Source organism: Lawsonibacter hominis (assembly GCF_014287895.1).
Taxonomy (GTDB): domain Bacteria; phylum Bacillota; class Clostridia; order Oscillospirales; family Oscillospiraceae; genus Lawsonibacter_A; species Lawsonibacter_A hominis.
This window is the reverse complement of sequence record NZ_JACOPP010000013.1, coordinates 1-20296: the sequence shown is the minus strand read 5'-3', so window position 1 is coordinate 20296 and position 20296 is coordinate 1. Positions and strand designations below refer to the sequence as shown.

Here is a 20296-nt window from a genome sequence, read left to right as displayed (position 1 = left end):
CGGGCTGCAACTCCGGAGTGATCTTCGGGCGGGACCTACTGATACCGGATTTTCACCAGACACCGGCTCTCTGCAAAACTTCGGTCAGACCCTACTGTCTCCATCCTCATCTTTAGCGGAATAAATTATGAAATAATATAGCCCATGGGGGCGGGATTGTCAAGGGTCAATTTGACAAAATCCGAGGAGCGGTTCCGCCGGACGTTTTACGCCCGGCCGGAGATGACCCAGGGAGCGGGCTCCTGCGTGAAGGTGTTTTTGCCGCCCAGCTTGGACACGGCGATCTGGATCACCTCGGTCTCACCGATGCCGTACTGCTCAAACAGGGCGGGCAGAGAGGCGGCGCAGCGGAAGTCCAGGGTATAGATCACAAACTCCATATGGGGGTTGCGGCGGAGCAGGCATTGGAGCTCCTGCTCCAGACTGGCGGAGGCCACCAGGAAGGTCAGGGTGGGCACGGGCAGGCCGGACAGAGAGGCGTCGTCCACATGGTCGATGATGGCGATGTTGTTCAGACCGAATTTATGGGCGTTTTCCTCCATGGTCTGACGATCCTGCTGGTTGTATTCCACGGCGATGACGGTGCCTTCGCCTGCCAAGATGGCGCTCTCCACCGCGATGCTTTCCCCGCTGACCACACACACCGTATCCCCCACGGACAGGTGCATCTTATTGAGAAGCACGGCACGGATCTCGCTGCCCACGTAATGAATGGAGCCGCGGGAAAAGCTGGAGTTGCGCATGCCGACTTTATACGAAGAGCGGGCGTTGGGATTGAGCACCAGCATGCCCGCCGAGGCGTTGATGCCGCGGTCGATCATATCCCGCAGCAGGTCATGCTTGATGGGACCGGAGGGATCCGAGCCCTCGTTGTACCAGACGGTGCAGTCGCCCAGGCCCGCATCCCACATGCGGTAGAAGATATCCGCATGGCCCGCCTCGGTAAAGACCAGCACCGCCGGATGGGATTCCACCGTGGGGATCAGGTTTTTGTTTTTGCGGGTGATATCCAAAAGCTTGACCTTCTCCAAGTCCACCTGCGTGTGGTCGGAGAAATACTGGAGCCAGGCCAGGATATAGGAATTGTTGAAAAGCTGCTGTTCCATAAGATGCGTCCCCCTCTGACAGTGTGATTGCAGACGTTCGGACTGTCCCCAAAGCCCTCCCGCAGGGAGTTCCGCCGCCCGCAGGCGGCGGAATAAAAGGAAATCCCGTCCGTTCCAAGGATATGTGCCTTGGAACGGACGCTTTTCACGAAATTTCTGCCGACAATTCGCAGGAAAGCAAGGTGAAAATTTCGCGCATGCCTTCTCGAAAAGCGGCTTTGCCACTTTTTTGACAGCCCCATTATAACACAGCAGTGTGGAAAATCCAGCGGAAAACCCAAAAAGCGAGCGGATGGCCGCGGCAGGCGCGGCTTGGCACGCTCCAAAACGGGCCGCCGCATGGCTGTGCGGCGGCCCGTCGGGAGGGATTCAGCGTTTCAGGGACTCCGCCCAGGCGGCATATTGAGCCACTTTGGCGGCGCAGTCGGCGCGGTCGGTCCCCTGAGCCAGGATATAGACCTTTACCTTGGGCTCGGTACCCGAGGGGCGGACGATCAGACTGGTGCCGTCGCAGAGCTCGTAACGCAGCACGTTGGAGCCGGAGAGCTCCATGTTGCCCGCGGCGCCGGTCGCAGTGTCCACCACCGTGCCGTCCAGGTAGTCTTTCTGCCGCGCTACCCGGACCCCGGCGATGGCGTCAGGCGGAGACTGGCGCAGGCCGGACATCAGAGCGGCCATCTGCTTCAGGCCGTCCAGCCCAGGCATGACCAGGTTCAGGGTGCGCTCCGCGTACCAGCCGTACTTGGCGAAGAGCGCCTGGAGAGCGTCGTACAGGGTCATGCCCTGCCCGTGATACCAGGCGGCCATCTCCGTGAGCAGCAGGGAGGCGGTGACCGCGTCCTTGTCCCGCACATAGTCGCCCAGCATGTAGCCGTAGGACTCTTCGTAGGAGAAGATCACGTTGCCTGCGCCGCTGCCCTCCAGCTGGTCCTTTTTCTCAGCCAGGAACTTGAAGCCGGTGAACGTATCATAGCAGGCAAGGCCGTTGACCTGGGCTACCTTGCGGGCCATCTCGGTAGTGACGATGGTTTTGAGCGCCACAGGCTGGGCGGGCAGCCGGCCCGCGCGCTTCATGGCCCCGATCAGGTAGTCCAGCAGCAGAACGCCGGTCTGATTGCCTGAGATGACCTTGAAGCTGCCGTCCGAGGTGCGTACCATGATGCCCACCCGATCGGCGTCCGGATCGGAGCCCAGGATAAAGTCGGCGCCCTCCCGTTTGGCCAGCTCCACCGCCAGGGCGAAGCCCTCCGGATTTTCCGGGTTGGGGGAGGCCACGGTGGGAAAGCTGCCGTCGATGACCATCTGCTCCGGCACACAGAGTACATGCTTCATCCCCAGGCGGCGCAGCGCTTCGGGGATCAGCTGGTAGCCGGTGCCGTGGAAGGGGGTGTAGACCATCTTGAATTCGTCGGCCACCCGGGCCACGGCCTCCGGAGCAGTGGCTTGGGCCATGACGTGGGCGAGAAAGGCCTCGTCGGTCTCCGCCCCCATAATCTGGACCAGGGACTGGGAGACTGCCTGGTCATAGTCCATGCGGCGGATGGAGGAAAACAGGTCCAGCTCAGACATCTTTTGCGCCACCGCGTCGGCGTGGCGGGGCGGCAGCTGGGCGCCGTCCTCCCAATAGACCTTATAGCCGTTATACTCCTTGGGATTATGGCTGGCGGTGACGTTGATGCCGGCGATGGCGTGATATTCCCGCACGGCGAAGGAAAGCTCCGGCGTGGGGCGCAGGGATGCGAAAATCCGCACCGGGATGCCGTTGCCCGCCATGACGGAAGCCGCCTCCCGGGCAAATTCCTGCGAGTGGTTGCGGCAGTCGTAACAGATGCACACGCCCCGGGCCGCGGAGGCCGCGCCTTCTTCCAAAATCACCTGGGCGAAGGCCTGGGTGGCGTGACGGATCACATGGACGTTCATATTGTGCAGTCCCGTACACATGGTGCCCCGAAGACCGGCGGTGCCGAATTCCAGGGGGCCGAAAAAGCGGCCTTCGATCTCCTTTTCATCGCCTGCGATGGAGCGCAGCTCTTCCCGCTCCGCCGCGCTGAGGGCCGGGCTTTCCAGCCACTGCTGATAGGCTTGCCTGTAGGTCATTATCCTTACCTCCTTCTTCTTCCTGCCCGCCGGACGGGCGCAAAAGGTTCCTGGGGGAACACCCCCTATTTATGATAGCTTGAACCCTCGTTGATCTTGAAGCCGCGGTAGAGCTGCTCCAGCAGCATCACCCGCGCCAGATGATGGGGAAAGGTCATGGGAGACATGGAGAGCCGGACCCAGGCGCTGTCTTTCAGCGCGCTGTCCAGACCGTGGGAGCCGCCGATGAGGAAAACCAGGCGTTTGGAGGAGTTCTGCGCCCAGGTCTCCAGCAGGGCGGCCAGCTCCTCGCTGGAGCGCTGGCGGCCCTCCACGCACAGAGCCACCACGCTGGAGCTGGCAGGCAGCCTGGAGCGGATGGCCGCGGCCTCCCGGGCCAGGGCGGCGTCGATCTGCGCCTGAGAAGGATTCTGCGGCAGCCGTTCTTCGGGCAGCTCGGTCATGGTGAGCCTGCAATAGGCTGAAAGACGCTTGGTATATTCCGAGACCGCGTCGGTATAAAATTTTTCCTTCAGTTTTCCCACGCAGATCAGATGGACTTCCAGCATAGATGCTCCTTTCGCAAAGACGGCGCGTCCCGGGCGGAAGGGGCGCGGAGAATCAGACGCAATAGCGGCGGCCGGGTTCGGAGCGGGGGGCTACCTCCAGCGTCACGTCCCGGCCCACCGCCACGCCCCGGCCGGACAGCGCGGCATGGACCGTATCATAGGCGCGCACGGGGGTATTGTTTTCTGCGGACAGATGGGCCAGCACCACGGTTTGGGTCCCGCCCTCCACCGCCGCGCAGGCCAGGGCCGCCCCCGCCTCGTTGGACAGATGGCCCCGGTCCCCCAGAATGCGCTGCTTGAGAAAATAAGGATAGGGGCCGCAGCGCAGCCACTCCACGTCGTGATTGGCCTCGCACACCAGCAGGTGGGCCCCCGCGATCCCGGCGGAGACGGCGGGCGTCAGATGGCCCAAGTCGGTGGCCACCGCAGCCTTCCGGCGCCCGTCGGTGAGGGTGTAGCCCACACTGTCGGCGGAGTCGTGGGGGGTGGGGAAGCTGGTGATCCCCAACGAACCGATGGAGAAGGCGCCGGCGGCCTGAAAGGGATGGATCACGTCCTCCAAAAAGGCGATGCGATAGCACAGTTGCAGCGCGGTGCCCCGGCTGGCGTACACCGGCAGGCGCAATTGCTTGGTCAGGGTGGCCAGGCCGCCGATGTGGTCGGAATGCTCGTGGGTGATAAGAATACCGGACAGGCCGGCGGGCTCCACGCCCAGCGCGCGCAGGCTTTTGCAGATGCGCCGGGCGGAGATGCCCGCATCGATGAGAAGATGGGTGGTCCCGTCGGACGCCAGCAGGCAATTTCCGCTGGAGCCGCTGGCCAGGGTGCAAAGCTCCAGCAAGTCGTCTCGCTCCTTCTATGTATACTGCAACGGGCGGCGGCATTCTGCCGCCGCCCGTTTGCTCTGTGTTCAGCCCACCTGAGCCTGTTTCCCGGCATCCGGGGTAACGACCACCCGGATATCCGCGCCCACGCCGGAGAGCTTGCGCACGATATCCTCGTAGCCGCGCTCAATATGGTAGATATTGCTGATCTCGGTCGTGCCCTGGGCCGCCAGGCCCGCAATGACCATGGCGGCGCCGGCCCGCAGGTCGCAGGCGCGGATCCGGGCGCCGGTGAGCTTTTCCACGCCCTCGATCACGGCGATCTTGCCGTCCACCTGGATCTGGGCGCCCATGCGGCGAAATTCATCCACATAGCGGTAACGGTTGTCCCATACGCCTTCCGTGAGCACGCTGGTTCCCTCGGCCAGACAGAGGATGGCGGCAATCTGGGGCTGCATATCGGTCGGGAAACCGGGGTAGGGCAGGGTCTTCACGTTGGTGCGGGTGAGATTGCCGGTGCGGCACACCAGCACCGCGTCGTCCCGCTCTTCGACCGCTACGCCCATTTCCAGCAGCTTGGCCGTGATGCACTCCAGATGCTTGGGGATGACGTTTTTTACCAGAACCTCGCCGCCGGCGGCAGCCACGGCGGCCATGTAAGTGCCCGCCTCGATCTGATCGGGAATGATGGAGTAGCTGCCGCCGCTGAGACGCGCTACCCCGCGGATCTTGATGACGTCGGTGCCCGCGCCCATGATGTCGGCCCCCATGGAGTTGAGGAAGTTGGCCAGGTCCACCACATGAGGCTCTTTGGCGGCGTTCTCGATGACCGTCATGCCCTGGGCCAGAACGGCGGAGAGCATGATGTTCATGGTAGCGCCCACGGAGACGATGTCCAGGTAGACCTGGGTGCCCTGCATCCGGCCCGCCCGGGCGCGGGCGTGAATATAGCCGCCCTGTACGTCCACGTCGGCCCCCATGGCCACAAAACCCTTGATGTGCTGGTCAATGGGGCGCCCGCCGAAGTCGCAGCCGCCGGGAGGGGGGACCTCCGCCGAGCCGAAGCGGCCCAGCAGCGCGCCGATCAGATAGTAGGAGGCCCGAATCTTGCGGGCCAGCTCCTCCGGGACGCGGGCGTTGCGGATATGGGAGCAGTCGATGTCCACCGTAGTGCGGTTGACCGTGCGTACGTCGGCACCCAGATCCTGGAGGATATTCAGGATCAGCGTCACGTCGCTGATCTGGGGAATGTTCTCGATGCGGCAGACGCCGTCCACCAGCAGGGCGGCGGGGATGATAGCGACAGCGGCGTTCTTGGCGCCGCTGATGTCGATCTCTCCAAACAGCGGTCTCCCGCCGTGAATTACATATTTCGTCAAACCTTCAACCCTCTATTCCTTCCGTGCGCTTCCGTTTCGGGCACACGGTATCCAAGGGCCGGTGAGCAGCCGGCCCGGTAAAAAGCAGCAGGATAAGCCGCCGTACAAGGACAGCGCGCTCCTATACGCATACATTATAGCATATCTGCCTGCAAAAGCAAACCTATTTTCGCCCGAGCTGGAAATTTCCAGGTGTTTCCGCGCGCCCTTTCCACTCAAAGACACGATGCCCGCTTTTGCAAAATTTTATGCTTTATTTTTTTGAAAGCTGGTTGCATCCAAACAGGCAACATTTTTAGGGGGCGGGGGAGGGGTGAGGAGTGAGCGAGGGTGAGTAGTTCCAAAAAGCAGAGAGGACGGGAAGCGCTGCTCCGGCGGATGGAGGAGTTGGCCAACGGACGAGTCAACGACGCGGTAAAGCTGGCCTTCCTGGGCAGCGGCTTGCCGCCGGAGCAGTGGGAGCGGATCGACGCGCTGGAGCTGGAGGAGCTGGCCGAGTTCAAACGCAGCGGCAACGGGACGGTGGAGATCAAGCTGGTGGACCGCCTGGCGGCGCTGGAGAAGCTGATCGCCCTGGCCGGGGACGGCGAGCGGGAAAAAGCGGAGCAGTTTTTCCGCGCGCTGGAGCAAACGGCGGGAGGCGGGGAGAGCGGATGAAAACAGCGCGGCGGCACGGAGATTCGGGAAGACGGAACCGGCGGAGAGGGACGTGAGGCATGCAGTTCAAGGCGTTTTCGGAAAAGCAGAGACAAGTGCTCACATGGTGGTGCGACGGGGCCGGGACCAGAGACCGGGAGGCGATCATCTGCGACGGGGCCGTGCGCAGCGGGAAGACGCTGTGCATGGGACTGTCCTTTTTCTGCTGGGCCATGCGGCGCTTCGGCGGGGAGAAATTCGCCCTGTGCGGCAAGACGGTATCCGCCCTGCGGCGCAACCTGCTGAGCACCCTACTGCCGGCACTGGGCGAGCTTGGGTTCCGATATCAGGAAACCGTCTCCCAAAACCGGGTGCGCGTGCGCTTTGGCGGGCAGGAAAATACGTTTTACCTCTTCGGCGGCCGGGATGAGGGCAGCGCAGGGCTGATCCAGGGGATGACGCTGGCAGGGGTGCTGCTGGACGAGGCGGCGCTGATGCCACGCTCCTTTGTGGAACAGGCGGCGGCCCGCTGCTCCGTCACGGGGGCCAAGCTGTGGTTTTCCTGTAACCCTGCGGGGCCGGAGCACTGGTTTTACAAAGAATGGATCCTGAAGCGGGAGGAGCGCAGGGCCCTCTACCTCCACTTTACCATGCAGGACAACCCGGCCCTGTCTCCCCAGGTCATACGGCGGTACGGCCGCAGCTTCAGCGGGGCCTTTTACCGCAGGTTCGTATTGGGGGAGTGGGCGGCCGCCGAGGGGCGGGTATACGATTTCTTCGACGAAAGCTACATCAGGCCTCCGCCGGAGGGGGCGATGGAGCAATGGTGCATCTCCTGCGATTACGGGACGGTGAATCCCGCGTCCTTCGGGCTGTGGGGGCGCAGAGACGGGGTCTGGTACCGGGTGGAGGAATTTTACTACGATTCCCGCGCCCGGGGCAGACAGAAGACCGACGGGGAATACGTACAGGACCTGAAGCGGCTGGCGGGCGGCCGGGAGATCGCCTGCGTGGTGGCCGATCCGTCGGCGGCCAGCTTTCTGGAGGCCCTGCGGCGGGAGGGATGGCGGGTCATACGGGGAGAAAACGACGTGCTCTCCGGCATCCGCCTGACCGCCGGGCTGCTGAAGCAGGGGCGCATCGTGATAGGCCCGGCCTGCCGGGACGCCATCCGGGAGTTTGGCCTGTACTGCTGGGATGAGCGGGCGACGGGCGACCGGGTCCGAAAGGAGCACGATCACGCCATGGACGATATTCGGTATTTTGCCGCTACCGTAGCCGCGCGGCGGGCGTACGGCGGCGTTGGGGCGTGGGCCGTGGAGCGGCAGGCGTTTTGAGACGCGGCAAGCGGGAGAGGAGTACGGAGCGATGGGATTTTGGAACAAGAAAGCGGACGGGGGAGGGACGGCTGCAGTCCAGCTGCGGGACGGGGGACGGCATCCCTTCCGGCTGCTGGACGGTTATGTGCCGCTGCGCAGCGGGGAAATCGCCCTTTACCGCAGCATCCGGGAGGCGGTGCCCATTGTGGACGCCGCAATCTTGAAGCTGATCCGGCTGTCCGGCGGCGTACAGGTGCGCTGCCGGACGGAACAGGCCCAGGCGGGACTGGAGCGGTTTTTGCGGACGGTGGACACCGGACGGGGCCAGCGGGGCGTGCAGTCCTTTCTGGACCGCTATCTGGACGCCATGCTGACCTGCGGGCGGGCCGTAGGGGAGATCGTGCTGGACCGCAGACGGCGGGAGATTGCCGCACTGCTGTGCGGAGATCCGGCGGAGGTGGAGATCCGGGAGGGGGCGTCCCCAATGGAGTTCCAGCTCTGCACCCGGGCCGAAGGCGGCGGAATGGAGCCGCTGCCCTGCCAGGAGCTGCTGCTGTTTACCCCGTTTCAACCGGAGGTGGGCAGCCCTTACGGAGTGAGCCTGCTGCGGTCGATGCCCTTTTTGACGGAGATCCTGCTGAAAATTTATCAGGCTACCGGCATGAACTGGGAGCGTTTGGGAAACGTGCGCTTTGCCGTGATCTATAAGCCTGAGGGGGACGGGCTGGACCGGGCCTGGGCGCAGGAGCGGAGCCAGTGCCTGGCCCGGGAGTGGTCGGCTGCCATGCAGGCGGGAAAGCAGGGCAGCGTCCGGGACTTTGTGGCCGTGGGCGACGTGGACATCAAGGTCATCGGAGCGGACAACCAGGTGCTGGACAGCGAGGTGCCCGTCCGGCAGATCCTGGAACAGCTGATCGCCCGCACGGGCATACCGCCCTTCCTGCTGGGACTGTCCTGGTCCTCCACCGAACGAATGAGCGCCCAGCAGGCCGACATGATGACCAGTGAGATCACCGCTATACGGCGGGGACTGGCGCCGGTGGTGGAACGGGTGTGCGAGCTGTGGCTGCGTCTGCATGGGTACGACGAGCCGGTGGAGGTGGACTGGGAAGACATCAACCTGCAGGACCTGGTGGAAGAGGCAAGAGCGGAGCTGTACCGGGAGCAGACCCGGGCGCTGCGGCTGGAAAATGAAAAGGAGGAAGCGAAACGGTGAGGATACAAAAGCAGGCCCGGGCGGGGCAGGGATTGGAACTGGCCGAAGGCGAGCTGGCACAGATCAATGCCCTGAGCCGGAAGGAGCTGAAGGCCGGAGAGGTATACGCCTTCGGAGTGCGGCTGTGCGACAACGAGATCGACCGCGACGGGGAACGGTTCCCGTTGGAGACCTTGCAGGAACTGGAAAGGCTCTTTGTGGGGAAGAGCGGAGTATTTGACCACCAGTGGAGCGCCCTGGGGCAGACCGCCCGCATTTACCGCACCGAGCTGGTGCAGGAGACGGAAAAGCGTACCGGCGCGGGGGACGCATACTGCTATCTGAAGGGGTACGCCTACATGCTGCGCACGGAGAAGAACCGGGACCTGATCGCGGAGATCGAGGGCGGCATCAAAAAGGAGGTCAGCGTGGGCTGCGCGGTGGAGCGGGCGGTTTGCTCCATATGCGGGGAGGACCACAACGACCGGACGAAATGCAGGCATGTCAAAGGGCGCACCTACAACGGCAAGCTGTGCTGGGCCGACCTGCGGGAGGCCACCGACGCCTATGAGTGGTCGTTTGTAGCGGTGCCGGCCCAGAAAAACGCGGGGGTGATCAAACAGATGAAGCGGGAAACGGACAGGGAACAGCTGGAGCGGGAAGCCGAGCTGGGGCGCAGGTACCTGGCGGGACTGCGGGAGGAGATCGCCCGGCTGGGCGCGCTGGCGGAGCCGGAGCTGAGCGGCGGCGTGCTCAAGCAGATCGCCGGAAAACTGGACGAGGAGGAATTACTGGCGGTGAAACGGGCCTATGAGAAACGGCTGGACGAGCGCTTCCCGACGGCGCCACAAATCAAGGATACCGGTGGGGAGCGGGAGGCACAGCGGGACGACGTGGCGTTTTTGATTTAAGGCATTACCGCAGGATTCAACGCGTGCGGAGCGGCGCGAAAACTTGTGCTGCAAAAAGGCGCAAAACCGCAGGAATACTTTGCGTATTGCAAGGTTTTGCAGCGCATTTGTGGGGCAAATTGGCCGCCAAGGCGTGCGTGGGGAATTGTGCGGTGATGCCTTAAGCCCGTTTGGGACCGGAAGAAGCGCCCCATGGACGAACCTGTCCCTCTGGAGCAAACAAGGCCGGGACAGCCCGCAGGGCCCGGGGCGCAAACGCCCGGCGCGGCGGAAGAACACAGACGCAAAAGGAAGCGGAGAACGCGAAAGGAGAAACGGGAATGAGCAAGATTTCGTTTGAGGGGATCGGAGAGGTGGCGGCTACCTTCGCCTGCGGCGACGGAGTAACGGCAGGACAGGTGGTAAAGGTCACGGGGAATGGCGCCGTGGGGGCCTGCAGCGACGGCGACCGATTCTGCGGCATGGCGCTTTCCGCCCAGGACGGCTACGCCGCCGTGCAGCTGGCGGGCCTGGTCAGGGTGAGCGTCACGGGCGAGGGCGTCAGCGCCGGGTGGGTCAAGCTGGCCGCCGACGGAAGCGGCGGCGTCAAAGCGGCCGCCACCGGCGGCACAGAACTGCTGGTGCTCAGCGCGGACAGCGACGGCGCCGTGGTGCGCCTGTAAAAGGGGAGGAGAAACATATGGCTTATCTGTACGACAATCTCAGACTGGAAAAGGGCATGTACAACGAAGCCGGCCAAAGCTTTACCCAGGTGCTGGAGCGGGAGGACCCCTCCGAGCACTACAAAGGCACGGCCCTGGAGGGACTGGACGCTTACCAGCGGCAGCTCAAGCGCTTTGACATCAAGGTGAAGGGCGCGGGCAGCGACGTGGTGGAGAAATTCTTCCACACCGCACAGTCCGCAGTGCTCTTTCCCGAGTACATCGCCCGCTCCGTACGGCAGGGGATGGAGGAGGCGGATCTGCTGCCCCACATTACCGCCGCGGTGACGCGGTTTGAAGGAATGGACTACCGTTCCATCACGTCGGTCCCGGAAAAGACCAAGCGGGAACTGCGCCGGGTGGAGGAGGGGGCCGCCATCCCCCAGACCGAGGTGAAGACCCAGGAGAACCTGGTGAAGCTCCACAAGCGGGGACGGATGCTGGTGGCCTCCTACGAAGCCATCCGCTACCAGAAGCTGGACCTGTTCTCTGTCACCCTGCGCCAGATCGGCGCGCACATCAACCGGATGCATCTGGAGGACGCCATCGACGTGCTGCTGAACGGCGACGGAAACAGCAATCCGGCCCAGGCCCTCAAGGTCGGCACCAGCCCCATCGGCGGCACGGCGGGCAGCCTGACCTACAGCGAACTGGTGGATTTCTGGGCCCAGTTCGACCCCTATGAGATGAACACGCTGCTGGCATCCGGCGACGTGATGCTGAAGCTGCTCAAACTCACCGAATTCCAGAACCCGCTGACCGGACTCAATTTCCAGGGGACCGGCAAGCTGGCCACGCCCCTGGGCGCCAAGCTGCTGCGCACCGCCGCCCTGGACAGCGGAACGCTCATCGGGCTGGACAAGCATTATGCGCTGGAGATGGTGCAGGGCTCCGACGTGCTGGTGGAGTATGACAAGCTGATCGACCGGCAGCTGGAGCGGGCCGCCATCACCAGCATCAGCGGTTTTGCCAAGCTCTACACCGATGCGGCCAAGGTGCTGAGGGTCGGATGACGGAGCAGATCTTGGCTCTGGCGCGGACGCTGGGACCGGCAGGCGTCACCGAAACGGAGGCGCTGGAGCCCCTGTGCCGGGCTGCCCGGGCGGAACTGGAAGGAATGCTTCGGGAGGGCGTGACGCCCGAGGATTGCGGAGAGGCCTTCCTGCTGGGCGCAGCCTGGCTGGCCCTGGCCGGTCTGGCAGCGGGAGAGGACGGCGGAGTGGAGAGTTTCCGCGCCGGGGACGTGAGCATACGCCACCGATCCGGGATGGACGCCAGGGCGCGCTGTGCCGCTTTGCGTCTCCAGGCCAGGCAGGTCATGGCCCGCTATCTCCGGGACGACGGCTTCGTATTCCGGGGGGTGCCGGGATGAGCCTGTTTGAGGGGCTGCTGCAGCGGTATGGGCAGAGGGTGCTCCTCTGGCGCGAAGGGGCGGAGGAGGGGACGGCGTGCCGGGCCTTCCTCCAGCCCATCCGGGAGCGCGGCGAGCAGGTCCAGGCTTCGCCCCTGGGGGCGGTACGGCAGGACAAGTGGCTCTGCCTGGGCGAGCCGGGAATCGCGCTGGAGGGGCTGGGAGACGGCTTTATCCAGTGGGCTGGGCGGCGCTTCCGGGTGATCTCCGCCCAGCCGTTCTACCTGGGGACGGTATTGTCCCACTGGCGGGCCGTGCTGCGGCCCATGGACGAGGATTGACCGGAAACGCGGAGGGGGAAGAAAGCATGACGCTGGATACCGTGCGGGAGCGGATGGCCGAATGCCTGCGGAAAGCGGGAGTGGAAGCGGTCTGCGCCTGGCCCGGGGGAGCGCGCAGGCGCGTGCAGGGGCCGGTGGCGGCGGTTTCCCTGCGCTCCTGCCAGGGCGGGCCGGGCGGCTTCCGGGATTATCTGGGGGAGCGCTACAACCAGGAGCGGGGCTGCTGGGAGGAGCTCTACGGACGGAAGGTGCGGCTGGTATTCGGGCTGGATCTGTATGCGCCGGGGCCCGACGGCGCTCCGGCGCTCCGGACCGCCTTTGACGTGGTGGCCGGAGCCCTGCAGCGGGAGGGGCCGGAAGGGCTGAAGCTGCTGGAGCTCTCCTGCGGCGAGGTGGAAGACGATCCAGGGACGGATTTGCTGCGCTGCCCGGCGGAAGCGGTCTGTGAAGGATGGCTCTACGCCGTGGCGGACGAGGCGGGCGCGTTCCTGGACTTTATCGTGAGAGGGGACGGAAAAGTGTGAGCACGACGAAACATGAGCGGCCGGGGGTCTACTCCAGATACGATGCGTCCACCGTGGTCAGCGGCGGCGGCAGCGGGAAGACCGTGGGCATCGCGGCCCTGAGCGAGGCGGAGGCGGGAGGACTGCACGCCTTGGCCCGATATGAGGACGCGGCGGCCGCCTTTGGGGCGGAGGACAACCTGTGCCGGTTGGCGCAGACGCTCTTCCGCAACGGCGCGGCCCAGGTAAAGGCGGCGCCTGTGGCGGCGGAGGAGGGGTATGAGGCGGCCTTCGCCCTGCTGGAAGCGGAGGAGGACCTGGCGGTGATCTTCTGTGACAGTACCACCCTGGGCGTGCAGCAGAAGCTGCGGGAGAGCGTGGAAAACGCCTCCCAGGCCCGAAGGGAGCGCATTGCGGTGGTGTGTCCCGGCAGCGGGGAGAACGTCTCCGAACTGGTGGCACGGGCCGAGGCCCTGAACAGTGAGCGGGTGGTGCTGGCGGCCCCCGCCGACGGGACGGGCGGAGCGCTGGCCGCCGCCGCAGCGGCCGGGGCCATCGCCGGAGAGAACGACCCCGCTGTGCCCCTGGGAGGCGCGGAACTGAAGGGCGTGGATACGCTGCAGGCCCAGTACGGCGACAGCGAGATCGACCTGCTGGTACGGGGCGGGGTGACCCCGTTGGAATGCGTGGGGGGAAAGGTCAGCGTGGTGCGGGGGGTGACCACCCGGACCAAAAGCGGAACGGCGGCGGACGCCACCTGGCGGGAACTGACCACCATCCGCATCGTGGACGACGTGATCCCCACGGTGCGCTCCGCACTGCGGGCAAAGTTCCGCCGGGCCAAGAATACCGAACAGAGCCGGGGAGCCATACGCTCCCAGGTGGTGCTGGAACTGGAGAACAAGCTGGCAAGGGAGATCATCACCGGATACGACGGGGTGACCGTTACCGCGGACAGTGAAAATCCAACCGTGTGCCTGGTGGATTTCTCCTTTACGGTGGCCCACGGGCTCAACCAGATTTGGCTGAGCGCGCATATTACGGTGTGACCCACAGCGGCGTTTGGGGAGGAGGAAGCTTAGGTGAATATTTCGGGATTTCCCACCAGCAGCGATATCTATTTGGAAGTGGATGGGAAAAAGGTGGCGGTGGTACAAAGCTACACGGCAAGATCCAGCCGGACCAGCCAGACGGTGGAGGCCTTCGGCGAAGACGAGCCGGTGGCTACCATTCCGGGCCAGCGCAGTCATGTAATCGAACTGACGCGGCTCTACGCCACCGACGAGGCCATCCGGGACGGGCTTAATTTCCATGATCTGGAGGATTTCAGCCTGGTCATCTGCAAGCCGGACCGGAAGATCATTTATTCCGGCTGCCAGTGGAGCGCGATCGGGGAGACCGGCGCGCTGGGGGCTATGGTTGTGGAAAAAATTACCATCATGGCGGCCAGGCGGATCGAGACGGCGGCGTGAGCGAGGGGGACAGAGCGCTTGCCGGCGTGCCGGCCGGGGAAGAGCGATGGGAGAGCAGAGAATGAGAGAACATTCGATTTTGACCGGAGCGCAGCGGCTGCGGCTGGAGGACGGGAGCGAGCTGCGGCTGCTCTCCGCACTGGAGGTGCTGGAGGCCCGGCGGGAGGCGGAGGAGCTGGCAAAGAGCGCAGGAGAACAGGCCCTGTGTTCCAACGCCTGCTTGCTGGCCAGAGCGCTGGAACGGGACGGCGAGCCCCTGTTCGAGGACGGCTGGGCCGTCCTGAGGGGGATGACGGCCTCCGAGATCGCTGTGCTGGCAACACGCTGGGCCGACTTCGAGCGGCAGGAGGACCCGGCGCCCGAAGATGGAGAGGAGCGCTGCCGGCAGCTAAAAAAAGCCTGGAGCACACGCCGGAGGAGCGCCTGCGCTGGCGTGTGCTCAAGACCTTCGGAGCTCTGCCCACCGAGGCGCGCGTGCGGGAAATGAAGCGCCGTGACTATCTGTGGTGCGCGCTGAATCTGCTGCTGGACCACGAGGAGGAGCTGGGGCGGCTCTGCCCCAGCTGCCGGGCCCAGGCGGAAGAGGGGCGCTGCCCCGTCTGCGGCGGCGCGGCGGGAGAGTATCTTGGCGGAGAGAACGCGGCGTTCGACGAGGAGCGGTTTGAGCGGCTGATGCGGGGGGAGACGGATTGATCGATTTCCTGGAGCGGCTGCTGGCGGCACAGCGGCGGGCGGAGGACGGAGAAAAAGAGCCGCTCCTGCTCCCGGCAGACCCGGCGTGGGCGGCCCCGGCGGAGGAGGAGAAAACCGGCGGAGCCGGACGGCCGGAGGCCGGCGGGGAGACGGAGGAAGGCGCGCAGGCGGCAGAGCGGTGCGGCGTGTGGGAGGAGTTTGGGGCGGCGGGGCGGAAGGACGCCCCTTACGGGCGCAGAGCGGCCGCTGCGCCGGCATCCGGCGGCGGGAAAGGGCAGGCCGGCGCGGCGGCGCGGGGCCGGGAGGAGGGCGCGAGCGCGCCCAAGACGTCCGCCGGAGCGGCGCGGCCACGGGAAACGGCAGCAGGACGGTCACACGACGCCGGGGCGTGGCTGGAAGAACAGGTGCGGCGGAGCGCGGCGGCGGCCGGAAGCATCGGCACAGGGCCGGGCCGGATCGCGGTAGTGGAGCGGCAGACGGAAGAGAGCGCCGCCGGGGTGACGGCGGCGGAGCTGGACCGGGTGCTGGAGCGGGACGCCCGGCGGTACGACGCAGGCTTCCGCCTGTTTTGAGAGGGGGAGAGCGCCGGTGAAGCTGGCGGCGATGCGGTATAAGGACTACGTATGGCCCCACAATCCGCGGGTCTATACCATCGAATACGAGCGGAGGATGGGGGCGCGGAAGGTGCCCTTTGGCCGCTATTTTTTACAGGATCTGGGGCCCGCCCAGCGGGTCATGCGGGGCGAGGGCGAATTTGTGGGGGAAGAGGCCTATGCGGAATTCAAAAGGCTGGCGAGCGTCTTTTACGACGACGGACCGGGACTGCTGGTCCACCCGGTCTGGCAAACGGCCAACGCCTATTTCGTGGAGCTGTCTCTGGCGCAGGAGCCCCGGGCGGATTATGTGAGATACACCTTTGCCTTCTGGGAGGGCTATGAGGGACACAATACAACCCTGCGCACACAGCAGGGGGAGAGCGCCGGGAGCGGCGCCTCCGGGACGGAAAGCAGGAGCGGCGCGGTCTGGCACACAGTGGCGCAGGGAGAGACCATGTGGGGGATCGCCCGGCGCTATGGCCTTACGCTGACGGCGCTGGTTACCCTCAATCCCCAGATCAAAAACCCGAACCTGATCCTGGTGGGAGAGAAGGTGCGGGTAGCATGACGGGGACGCTGATCTGCTGGGACGGACGGCGCGTCGTCCTGCCCGACCTGACGTCCTGGCGGATGGAATATGCCTGCGGAATCCCCTGTGACAGCTTCTATCTGGAGTGCCTGTGGGAACCGGGCGAGGCCGGGGCGCTGGCCGAGGCGGTACGCTTTGCGGCGGAGGAGGACGGGGAGCGGGTGTTTACTGGCGTGGTGGACGAGGTTTGCTGCGGCTGGGACGAAGACGGAGCGCGCCTGAGCGTTTCCGGCAGGAGCATGGCGGCGCTGCTGCTGGACAACGAGGCGCTGGGGTGCGATTATCAGACGGCCACCCTGGCAGATATCCTGCGGGACCACGTGACCCCTTACGGCATCCAGGTGGGGCGGACGGACCGGCTGCCCGCGGTGCCGGACTTCTCCGTGGCCATGGGGAGCAGCGAGTGGCAGGCGCTCTATCATTTTTGCCGGTACTACGGCGGCGTGACGCCCCGCTTTGACCGGCAGGGGCGGCTGCAGGTGTGCGCCTGGCAGGATGGAGCGCGGCGGGTGCTGGACGAGGACGCGGCGGTGCTGGAGCTGGCCTGGAAGGAGAAGCGCTACGGGGTCTTGTCCGAGGTGCTGGTACGGGATAAGACGCGGGACCAGGTGCAGCGGGTGGTCCACAGCGGGTTTGCCCGGCGGGGCGGACAGTGCCGCCGGGTGCTGACCATGCCGGGGCGCAGCAGCTATCAGGCCATGCGCTATTCCGGAGAATACCAGCTCCAGCGTGCCGCCGAGGGATGGCACAGCGTGGAGCTTATGCTGCCCGGCACCTTCCGCGCCTGGCCGGGGGAGCTGGTGGAGGTAAACTGGAAGCGCGACGTCTGCCGGGGGCTTTGGCGGGTGACGGAAAGCGTGTGCGGGATGGATGCGAGGGGCGCGTATACCCGGCTGACCCTGGCGGACGCGGCGGCGGTCGTTTGAACGGCGGCGGGACGGTTTGGACAAGGAGGAGACAGCATGTGGATCTCAAGACAGGGGATGAGCCGGGACGGACGGCAGGAGGCGGCCCGGGTGGGTGTGGTGAGCCTGCCGGGAGACCCGGCGGCCGTTCTGCTGGACGGAGAGCGCCGTCAGGTGCCGGTATTCGCGCCCGGCGGCTATCAGTGGCAGCCCATGCGGGGCGAGCGGGTACTGGTGGTCAAAGCCGGACCCGACGGGGAACAGCCCTGCGCGGCGGGGGTGCGCGGCCAGCGTGCGTGGAACCTGGCGCCCGGCGAGGTGGTGCTCTACAGCGGCGGCGGGGCGGCCAGCATCCGCATCCGCAACGACGGCGTAATCTCCATGAGCGGCACGGTATTGGTCAATGGGCTGCCCGTGATGGTGGAGGGCGGTTAGGATGGAGCTGATGGTGCGGGACGGGGACTATGTGAGCGACGGACGGGGCTCCTTCCGGCGGGCGGAGGGGAGCGCGGAGCTGCTGCAGCGGGTGCTGTGGAAGCTGAGTATCCGGCGGGGCTGCTTCCCGCCGCTGCCGGGGCTGGGCAGCCAGCTGTATCGGCTGGCCGGGGCGCAGCCCGCGCGGCGAGGCGCGCTGGCCCGTCAATATGTGACCGAGGCGTTGGCAGAGGAGGAGTCTCTGCTTGTGGACGATGTGATTTTAAGCGGCACGGGCACCTTACAGGTCAGATTGACCTGGCGGGGAGAGACGCTGCGTTTGGATATGGACGTACAGGGAGCGTGAAGGGATGACGGTGGACGAGATCTACAGCGGGATGGCTGCACGGTTTCAGGAGGAGACCGGGCTCGTCCCGGCGGGAGACGGGGACCTGGCGGTGCGGCTGTACGCTGTGGCCGCCCAGATCTACGCCTTATATGTACAGGCAGATTGGGTGGAACGGCAGTGCTTTCCCCAGAGCGCCCACGGGGCGTATCTGGACAAGCACGCCCAGCTGCGGGGGCTGGAGCGGCGGGAAGCGGTACGCGCCCAGGGAGTGCTGCGCTTCGAGACCGACAGCGCCGCCCAAACCGACCTTTCCATCCCGGCGGGGACGGTGTGCATGACGGCGGAGCAGGTGCGCTTCGAGACCCTGGAGGATGTGGTGCTGCAGGCGGGAGAGACCGCGGCTCAGGTGCGTGCGCAGGCGGTGAAGCCGGGGAGCGCGGGCAACGCGGCGGCCGGGACCATCCGGGCCATGGCAGTGGCCCCGGTAGGCGTGAGCCGGTGCACCAACCCCGCAGCCTTTACCGGCGGGCTGGAGGAGGAGACGGACGAGGCGCTGCGGGTGCGGGTGCTGGAGACCTTCCAGAGAATGCCCAACGGGGCCAACGCCGCCTTTTATCAGCAGGGGGCCATGTCGTTCCCGGAGGTGGCGGCGGCGGCGGTGCTGTCCCGCCCGAGGGGCGTGGGTACGGTGGATGTGGTGGTATCCACCCCCGCCGGGGTGCCGGACAGCGCCCTGCTGGCCCAGCTGAGCAGCTATTTCACCCAGCGGCGTGAGATCGCCGTAGACGTACGGGTACGGGCCCCGGAGGTAAAAAGCATCGATGTGAGCGTGGCGGTGGCAGCTGCGGACGGCGCCGACGGGGAAGCGGTGCGCAGCCGGGTGGAGGCCGCCCTGCGGGCGCAGTTCGACGGACGGCTGCTGGGACGGGATGTGCTGCGGGCCGCGCTGGGGGCGGTCATCTACGGCGTGGACGGCGTGGCCAACTACAGCATTGCCGTCCCCGCCGCCGACGTAGCCGCAGCGGCGGACGAGCTGCCTGTGCTGGGAACGCTGACGGTGACGGAGATGGAGGTGAGCGGTTGAAGCATGCGGATTATCTCCGGCAGATGCTTGCGCCGCTGGGGGTCTATCGTCTGGAGGGGACCTGCAACGGCGGAGAGCTGGAGGCCGTGGGAGCCGCCCTGGACGGCTGCGCCGCCGCGCTGGAAACGGTGGAGCGGGAGATGCTGCTGACCACGGCGGAGGGGGACGGCCTGGAGCGGATCGAAGCGCTGCTGGCGCGGCGGCCGGTGGCAAGCGTCCTGGAACGGCGGCGGGCAGCTCTGGCGGCCCTGCTGCGGATTGGAGGCGACAGCTTCACGCTTTCGGCGATCAACGACAACCTGGCCGGATGCGGGCTCAATGCGGTGGCCAGTGAGACGGAGGAGCCCGGCGTAGTAGAGGTGCGCTTTCCCGAGGTGCCCGGGATCCCGGATGGGTTTGCAGAGATGCGGGCCATCATCGAGGATATCCTGCCGTGCCATCTGGAAATACGGTATGTCTACTGGTACATTACCTGGGCCATGCTGCAGGCGCGCTTTCAGACCTGGGGAGAGATCGAGTCGCTGGGACTGAGCTGGAGCGCATTGGAAAAGCTGGTACGATGAGAGTTGGGGTGGAGTTGAAGGCGGAGCATATCAAAAATGGGGCGCTGGCCCTGCTGGCGGCGGCGGGAGGGCTGCTGGCCCAAGCGCTGGGAGGCTGGGATACGGCACTGCAGAGCTTGATTTTCTGCATGGCGGTGGATTACCTCACCGGTATGCTGGTAGCGGGGGTGTTCCGGCGCTCCGGCAAGACGGAGAGCGGCGCGCTGGACAGCCGGGCCGGGTTTCGCGGGCTGTGCAAAAAGGCCGGGGAGCTGGCGGCCGTGCTGGTGGCCGCCCGGCTGGACCTGCTGTTGGGCAGTGATTGGGCCCGGACCGCGGTGATTCTGTTCTTTGTGGGCAACGAAGGGCTGTCTATCCTGGAGAACGTGGGATTGATGGGCGTACCTTACCCGGCGGCGCTCCGGCAGGCGCTGGAGGCCCTGCGGGAGCAGAGGGCGGAAAAAGGGCCGGAGGAGTAATGTGAACCGCCCCAGTAAAAACGGACAATAGACAAAACGCCCCCTAATGTAGGAAAATGAAAGTACTACATTAGGGGGTATTATTATGGCAAGGAAGTATCAGCACACCCAGGAATTACTGCCTAAAATCAAAGAAATGCTTGAAGGCGGAATGACACAGCGAGAGGTTGCGGAGAGACTTGGGGTGACAGGAGAGAGAGCAATCCATCATCTTCTTACACGCGAAAGGAAAAAGGAGCTGCATGGCATACCGAAGCAGCGT

26 protein-coding genes are annotated in these 20296 nt (G+C 65.4%); 21 read left to right on the top strand and 5 right to left on the bottom strand.

Annotated elements, in window-relative coordinates:
• Window positions 1–206: 206 nt before the first annotated feature.
• From H8S57_RS10305 to murA, 5 genes are all read right to left on the bottom strand, one after another.
• The gene (locus H8S57_RS10305) at window positions 207–1106 is read right to left on the bottom strand and encodes a precorrin-6B methylase (RefSeq protein WP_186908002.1); all 900 of its coding nucleotides are present in this window, start codon (window positions 1104–1106) and stop codon (window positions 207–209) included.
• Between the two features lie 369 nt (window positions 1107–1475).
• The gene (locus tag H8S57_RS10300) at window positions 1476–3203 is read right to left on the bottom strand and encodes a phospho-sugar mutase (protein WP_186908001.1); all 1728 of its coding nucleotides are present in this window, start codon (window positions 3201–3203) and stop codon (window positions 1476–1478) included.
• Between the two features lie 65 nt (window positions 3204–3268).
• On the bottom strand, window positions 3269–3751 hold the full coding sequence (rlmH, locus tag H8S57_RS10295) for a 23S rRNA (pseudouridine(1915)-N(3))-methyltransferase RlmH (protein WP_186908000.1): 483 nt from the start codon (window positions 3749–3751) through the stop codon (window positions 3269–3271).
• A 52-nt stretch (window positions 3752–3803) separates the two neighbouring features.
• Window positions 3804–4592 carry an MBL fold metallo-hydrolase gene (locus tag H8S57_RS10290; RefSeq protein WP_186907999.1) on the bottom strand — a complete coding sequence of 263 codons (789 nt, stop codon included), beginning with the start codon at window positions 4590–4592 and terminating at the stop codon, window positions 3804–3806.
• Window positions 4593–4661: 69 nt separating this feature from the next.
• The gene (murA, locus tag H8S57_RS10285) at window positions 4662–5954 is read right to left on the bottom strand and encodes a UDP-N-acetylglucosamine 1-carboxyvinyltransferase (RefSeq protein ID WP_186907998.1); all 1293 of its coding nucleotides are present in this window, start codon (window positions 5952–5954) and stop codon (window positions 4662–4664) included.
• 330 nt (window positions 5955–6284) lie between these two features.
• On the opposite strand from murA, the gene H8S57_RS10280 reads away from it, so the two are divergent.
• The 21 genes from H8S57_RS10280 to H8S57_RS10180 all read left to right on the top strand — a co-directional run bounded on the left by H8S57_RS10280 (window position 6285) and on the right by H8S57_RS10180 (window position 20034).
• Window positions 6285–6611, top strand: coding sequence for an XRE family transcriptional regulator (locus tag H8S57_RS10280; protein WP_256175489.1), 327 nt, complete (start codon window positions 6285–6287; stop codon window positions 6609–6611).
• Between the two features lie 59 nt (window positions 6612–6670).
• A complete protein-coding gene (locus tag H8S57_RS10275; protein ID WP_186907997.1) occupies window positions 6671–7927 on the top strand; it encodes a PBSX family phage terminase large subunit in 1257 nt (418 codons plus the stop codon).
• A 31-nt stretch (window positions 7928–7958) separates the two neighbouring features.
• Window positions 7959–9125 carry a serine/threonine protein phosphatase gene (locus H8S57_RS10270; protein ID WP_186907996.1) on the top strand — a complete coding sequence of 389 codons (1167 nt, stop codon included), beginning with the start codon at window positions 7959–7961 and terminating at the stop codon, window positions 9123–9125.
• Entirely contained in the window at window positions 9122–10015 is an 894-nt protein-coding gene (locus H8S57_RS10265) for a hypothetical protein (protein WP_186907995.1), read from the top strand. Before H8S57_RS10270 ends, H8S57_RS10265 begins: the two co-directional genes overlap by 4 nt.
• A gap of 320 nt (window positions 10016–10335) precedes the next feature.
• Window positions 10336–10677: a hypothetical protein gene (locus tag H8S57_RS10260; protein ID WP_186907994.1), complete on the top strand. Its 342-nt coding sequence runs from the start codon at window positions 10336–10338 to the stop codon at window positions 10675–10677.
• Window positions 10678–10694: 17 nt separating this feature from the next.
• Window positions 10695–11729 carry a phage major capsid protein gene (locus tag H8S57_RS10255; protein ID WP_186907993.1) on the top strand — a complete coding sequence of 345 codons (1035 nt, stop codon included), beginning with the start codon at window positions 10695–10697 and terminating at the stop codon, window positions 11727–11729.
• On the top strand, window positions 11726–12088 hold the full coding sequence (locus H8S57_RS10250; protein WP_186907992.1) for a hypothetical protein: 363 nt from the start codon (window positions 11726–11728) through the stop codon (window positions 12086–12088). Before H8S57_RS10255 ends, H8S57_RS10250 begins: the two co-directional genes overlap by 4 nt.
• Entirely contained in the window at window positions 12085–12408 is a 324-nt protein-coding gene (locus tag H8S57_RS10245; protein ID WP_186907991.1) for a hypothetical protein, read from the top strand. Before H8S57_RS10250 ends, H8S57_RS10245 begins: the two co-directional genes overlap by 4 nt.
• A 26-nt stretch (window positions 12409–12434) precedes the next feature.
• On the top strand, window positions 12435–12932 hold the full coding sequence (locus H8S57_RS10240) for a hypothetical protein (RefSeq protein ID WP_186907990.1): 498 nt from the start codon (window positions 12435–12437) through the stop codon (window positions 12930–12932).
• The gene (locus tag H8S57_RS10235) at window positions 12929–13960 is read left to right on the top strand and encodes a phage tail sheath C-terminal domain-containing protein (RefSeq protein ID WP_186907989.1); all 1032 of its coding nucleotides are present in this window, start codon (window positions 12929–12931) and stop codon (window positions 13958–13960) included. The genes H8S57_RS10240 and H8S57_RS10235 overlap by 4 nt, the downstream gene beginning before the upstream one ends.
• Before the next feature lie 33 nt (window positions 13961–13993).
• Window positions 13994–14383 carry a hypothetical protein gene (locus H8S57_RS10230; RefSeq protein ID WP_186907988.1) on the top strand — a complete coding sequence of 130 codons (390 nt, stop codon included), beginning with the start codon at window positions 13994–13996 and terminating at the stop codon, window positions 14381–14383.
• A 61-nt stretch (window positions 14384–14444) separates the two neighbouring features.
• Window positions 14445–14870 (top strand): hypothetical protein, encoded by a 426-nt coding sequence (locus H8S57_RS10225; protein ID WP_207723762.1) that lies wholly within the window; start codon window positions 14445–14447, stop codon window positions 14868–14870.
• Window positions 14867–15076 carry a molybdopterin oxidoreductase gene (locus H8S57_RS10220; protein ID WP_186907987.1) on the top strand — a complete coding sequence of 70 codons (210 nt, stop codon included), beginning with the start codon at window positions 14867–14869 and terminating at the stop codon, window positions 15074–15076. Before H8S57_RS10225 ends, H8S57_RS10220 begins: the two co-directional genes overlap by 4 nt.
• Window positions 15073–15648, top strand: a complete 576-nt coding sequence (locus tag H8S57_RS10215; protein WP_186907986.1) for a hypothetical protein — start codon at window positions 15073–15075, stop codon at window positions 15646–15648. The genes H8S57_RS10220 and H8S57_RS10215 overlap by 4 nt, the downstream gene beginning before the upstream one ends.
• 31 nt (window positions 15649–15679) lie before the next feature.
• Complete coding sequence (locus H8S57_RS10210) at window positions 15680–16240, top strand: LysM peptidoglycan-binding domain-containing protein (RefSeq protein ID WP_186908058.1); 561 nt, start codon at window positions 15680–15682, stop codon at window positions 16238–16240.
• Window positions 16237–17187 (top strand): hypothetical protein, encoded by a 951-nt coding sequence (locus tag H8S57_RS10205; RefSeq protein ID WP_186907985.1) that lies wholly within the window; start codon window positions 16237–16239, stop codon window positions 17185–17187. Before H8S57_RS10210 ends, H8S57_RS10205 begins: the two co-directional genes overlap by 4 nt.
• A gap of 36 nt (window positions 17188–17223) precedes the next feature.
• Complete coding sequence (locus tag H8S57_RS10200; RefSeq protein WP_186907984.1) at window positions 17224–17601, top strand: hypothetical protein; 378 nt, start codon at window positions 17224–17226, stop codon at window positions 17599–17601.
• 1 nt (window position 17602) lies between these two features.
• Window positions 17603–17947, top strand: a complete 345-nt coding sequence (locus tag H8S57_RS10195) for a hypothetical protein (protein WP_186907983.1) — start codon at window positions 17603–17605, stop codon at window positions 17945–17947.
• A gap of 4 nt (window positions 17948–17951) precedes the next feature.
• Window positions 17952–19013 (top strand): baseplate J/gp47 family protein, encoded by a 1062-nt coding sequence (locus tag H8S57_RS10190; RefSeq protein WP_186907982.1) that lies wholly within the window; start codon window positions 17952–17954, stop codon window positions 19011–19013.
• A complete protein-coding gene (locus tag H8S57_RS10185) occupies window positions 19010–19576 on the top strand; it encodes a DUF2313 domain-containing protein (RefSeq protein ID WP_186907981.1) in 567 nt (188 codons plus the stop codon). Before H8S57_RS10190 ends, H8S57_RS10185 begins: the two co-directional genes overlap by 4 nt.
• A complete protein-coding gene (locus H8S57_RS10180) occupies window positions 19573–20034 on the top strand; it encodes a phage holin family protein (RefSeq protein ID WP_186907980.1) in 462 nt (153 codons plus the stop codon). The genes H8S57_RS10185 and H8S57_RS10180 overlap by 4 nt, the downstream gene beginning before the upstream one ends.
• Window positions 20035–20296 lie beyond the last annotated feature (262 nt).

What these genes read in the sequence shown, in the direction of transcription:
- H8S57_RS10305 (WP_186908002.1), bottom strand. Translation starts at nt 1,106, where the DNA reads ATGGAACAGCAGCTTTTCAACAATTCCTATATCCTGGCCTGGCTCCAG.
- H8S57_RS10300 (WP_186908001.1), bottom strand. Translation starts at nt 3,203, where the DNA reads ATGACCTACAGGCAAGCCTATCAGCAGTGGCTGGAAAGCCCGGCCCTC.
- rlmH (WP_186908000.1), bottom strand. Translation starts at nt 3,751, where the DNA reads ATGCTGGAAGTCCATCTGATCTGCGTGGGAAAACTGAAGGAAAAATTT.
- H8S57_RS10275 (WP_186907997.1), top strand. Translation starts at nt 6,671, where the DNA reads ATGCAGTTCAAGGCGTTTTCGGAAAAGCAGAGACAAGTGCTCACATGG.
- H8S57_RS10270 (WP_186907996.1), top strand. Translation starts at nt 7,959, where the DNA reads ATGGGATTTTGGAACAAGAAAGCGGACGGGGGAGGGACGGCTGCAGTC.
- H8S57_RS10260 (WP_186907994.1), top strand. Translation starts at nt 10,336, where the DNA reads ATGAGCAAGATTTCGTTTGAGGGGATCGGAGAGGTGGCGGCTACCTTC.
- H8S57_RS10255 (WP_186907993.1), top strand. Translation starts at nt 10,695, where the DNA reads ATGGCTTATCTGTACGACAATCTCAGACTGGAAAAGGGCATGTACAAC.
- H8S57_RS10250 (WP_186907992.1), top strand. Translation starts at nt 11,726, where the DNA reads ATGACGGAGCAGATCTTGGCTCTGGCGCGGACGCTGGGACCGGCAGGC.
- H8S57_RS10245 (WP_186907991.1), top strand. Translation starts at nt 12,085, where the DNA reads ATGAGCCTGTTTGAGGGGCTGCTGCAGCGGTATGGGCAGAGGGTGCTC.
- H8S57_RS10240 (WP_186907990.1), top strand. Translation starts at nt 12,435, where the DNA reads ATGACGCTGGATACCGTGCGGGAGCGGATGGCCGAATGCCTGCGGAAA.
- H8S57_RS10225 (WP_207723762.1), top strand. Translation starts at nt 14,445, where the DNA reads ATGAGAGAACATTCGATTTTGACCGGAGCGCAGCGGCTGCGGCTGGAG.
- H8S57_RS10220 (WP_186907987.1), top strand. Translation starts at nt 14,867, where the DNA reads ATGAAGCGCCGTGACTATCTGTGGTGCGCGCTGAATCTGCTGCTGGAC.
- H8S57_RS10210 (WP_186908058.1), top strand. Translation starts at nt 15,680, where the DNA reads ATGCGGTATAAGGACTACGTATGGCCCCACAATCCGCGGGTCTATACC.
- H8S57_RS10205 (WP_186907985.1), top strand. Translation starts at nt 16,237, where the DNA reads ATGACGGGGACGCTGATCTGCTGGGACGGACGGCGCGTCGTCCTGCCC.
- H8S57_RS10200 (WP_186907984.1), top strand. Translation starts at nt 17,224, where the DNA reads ATGTGGATCTCAAGACAGGGGATGAGCCGGGACGGACGGCAGGAGGCG.
- H8S57_RS10195 (WP_186907983.1), top strand. Translation starts at nt 17,603, where the DNA reads ATGGAGCTGATGGTGCGGGACGGGGACTATGTGAGCGACGGACGGGGC.
- H8S57_RS10190 (WP_186907982.1), top strand. Translation starts at nt 17,952, where the DNA reads ATGACGGTGGACGAGATCTACAGCGGGATGGCTGCACGGTTTCAGGAG.
- H8S57_RS10180 (WP_186907980.1), top strand. Translation starts at nt 19,573, where the DNA reads ATGAGAGTTGGGGTGGAGTTGAAGGCGGAGCATATCAAAAATGGGGCG.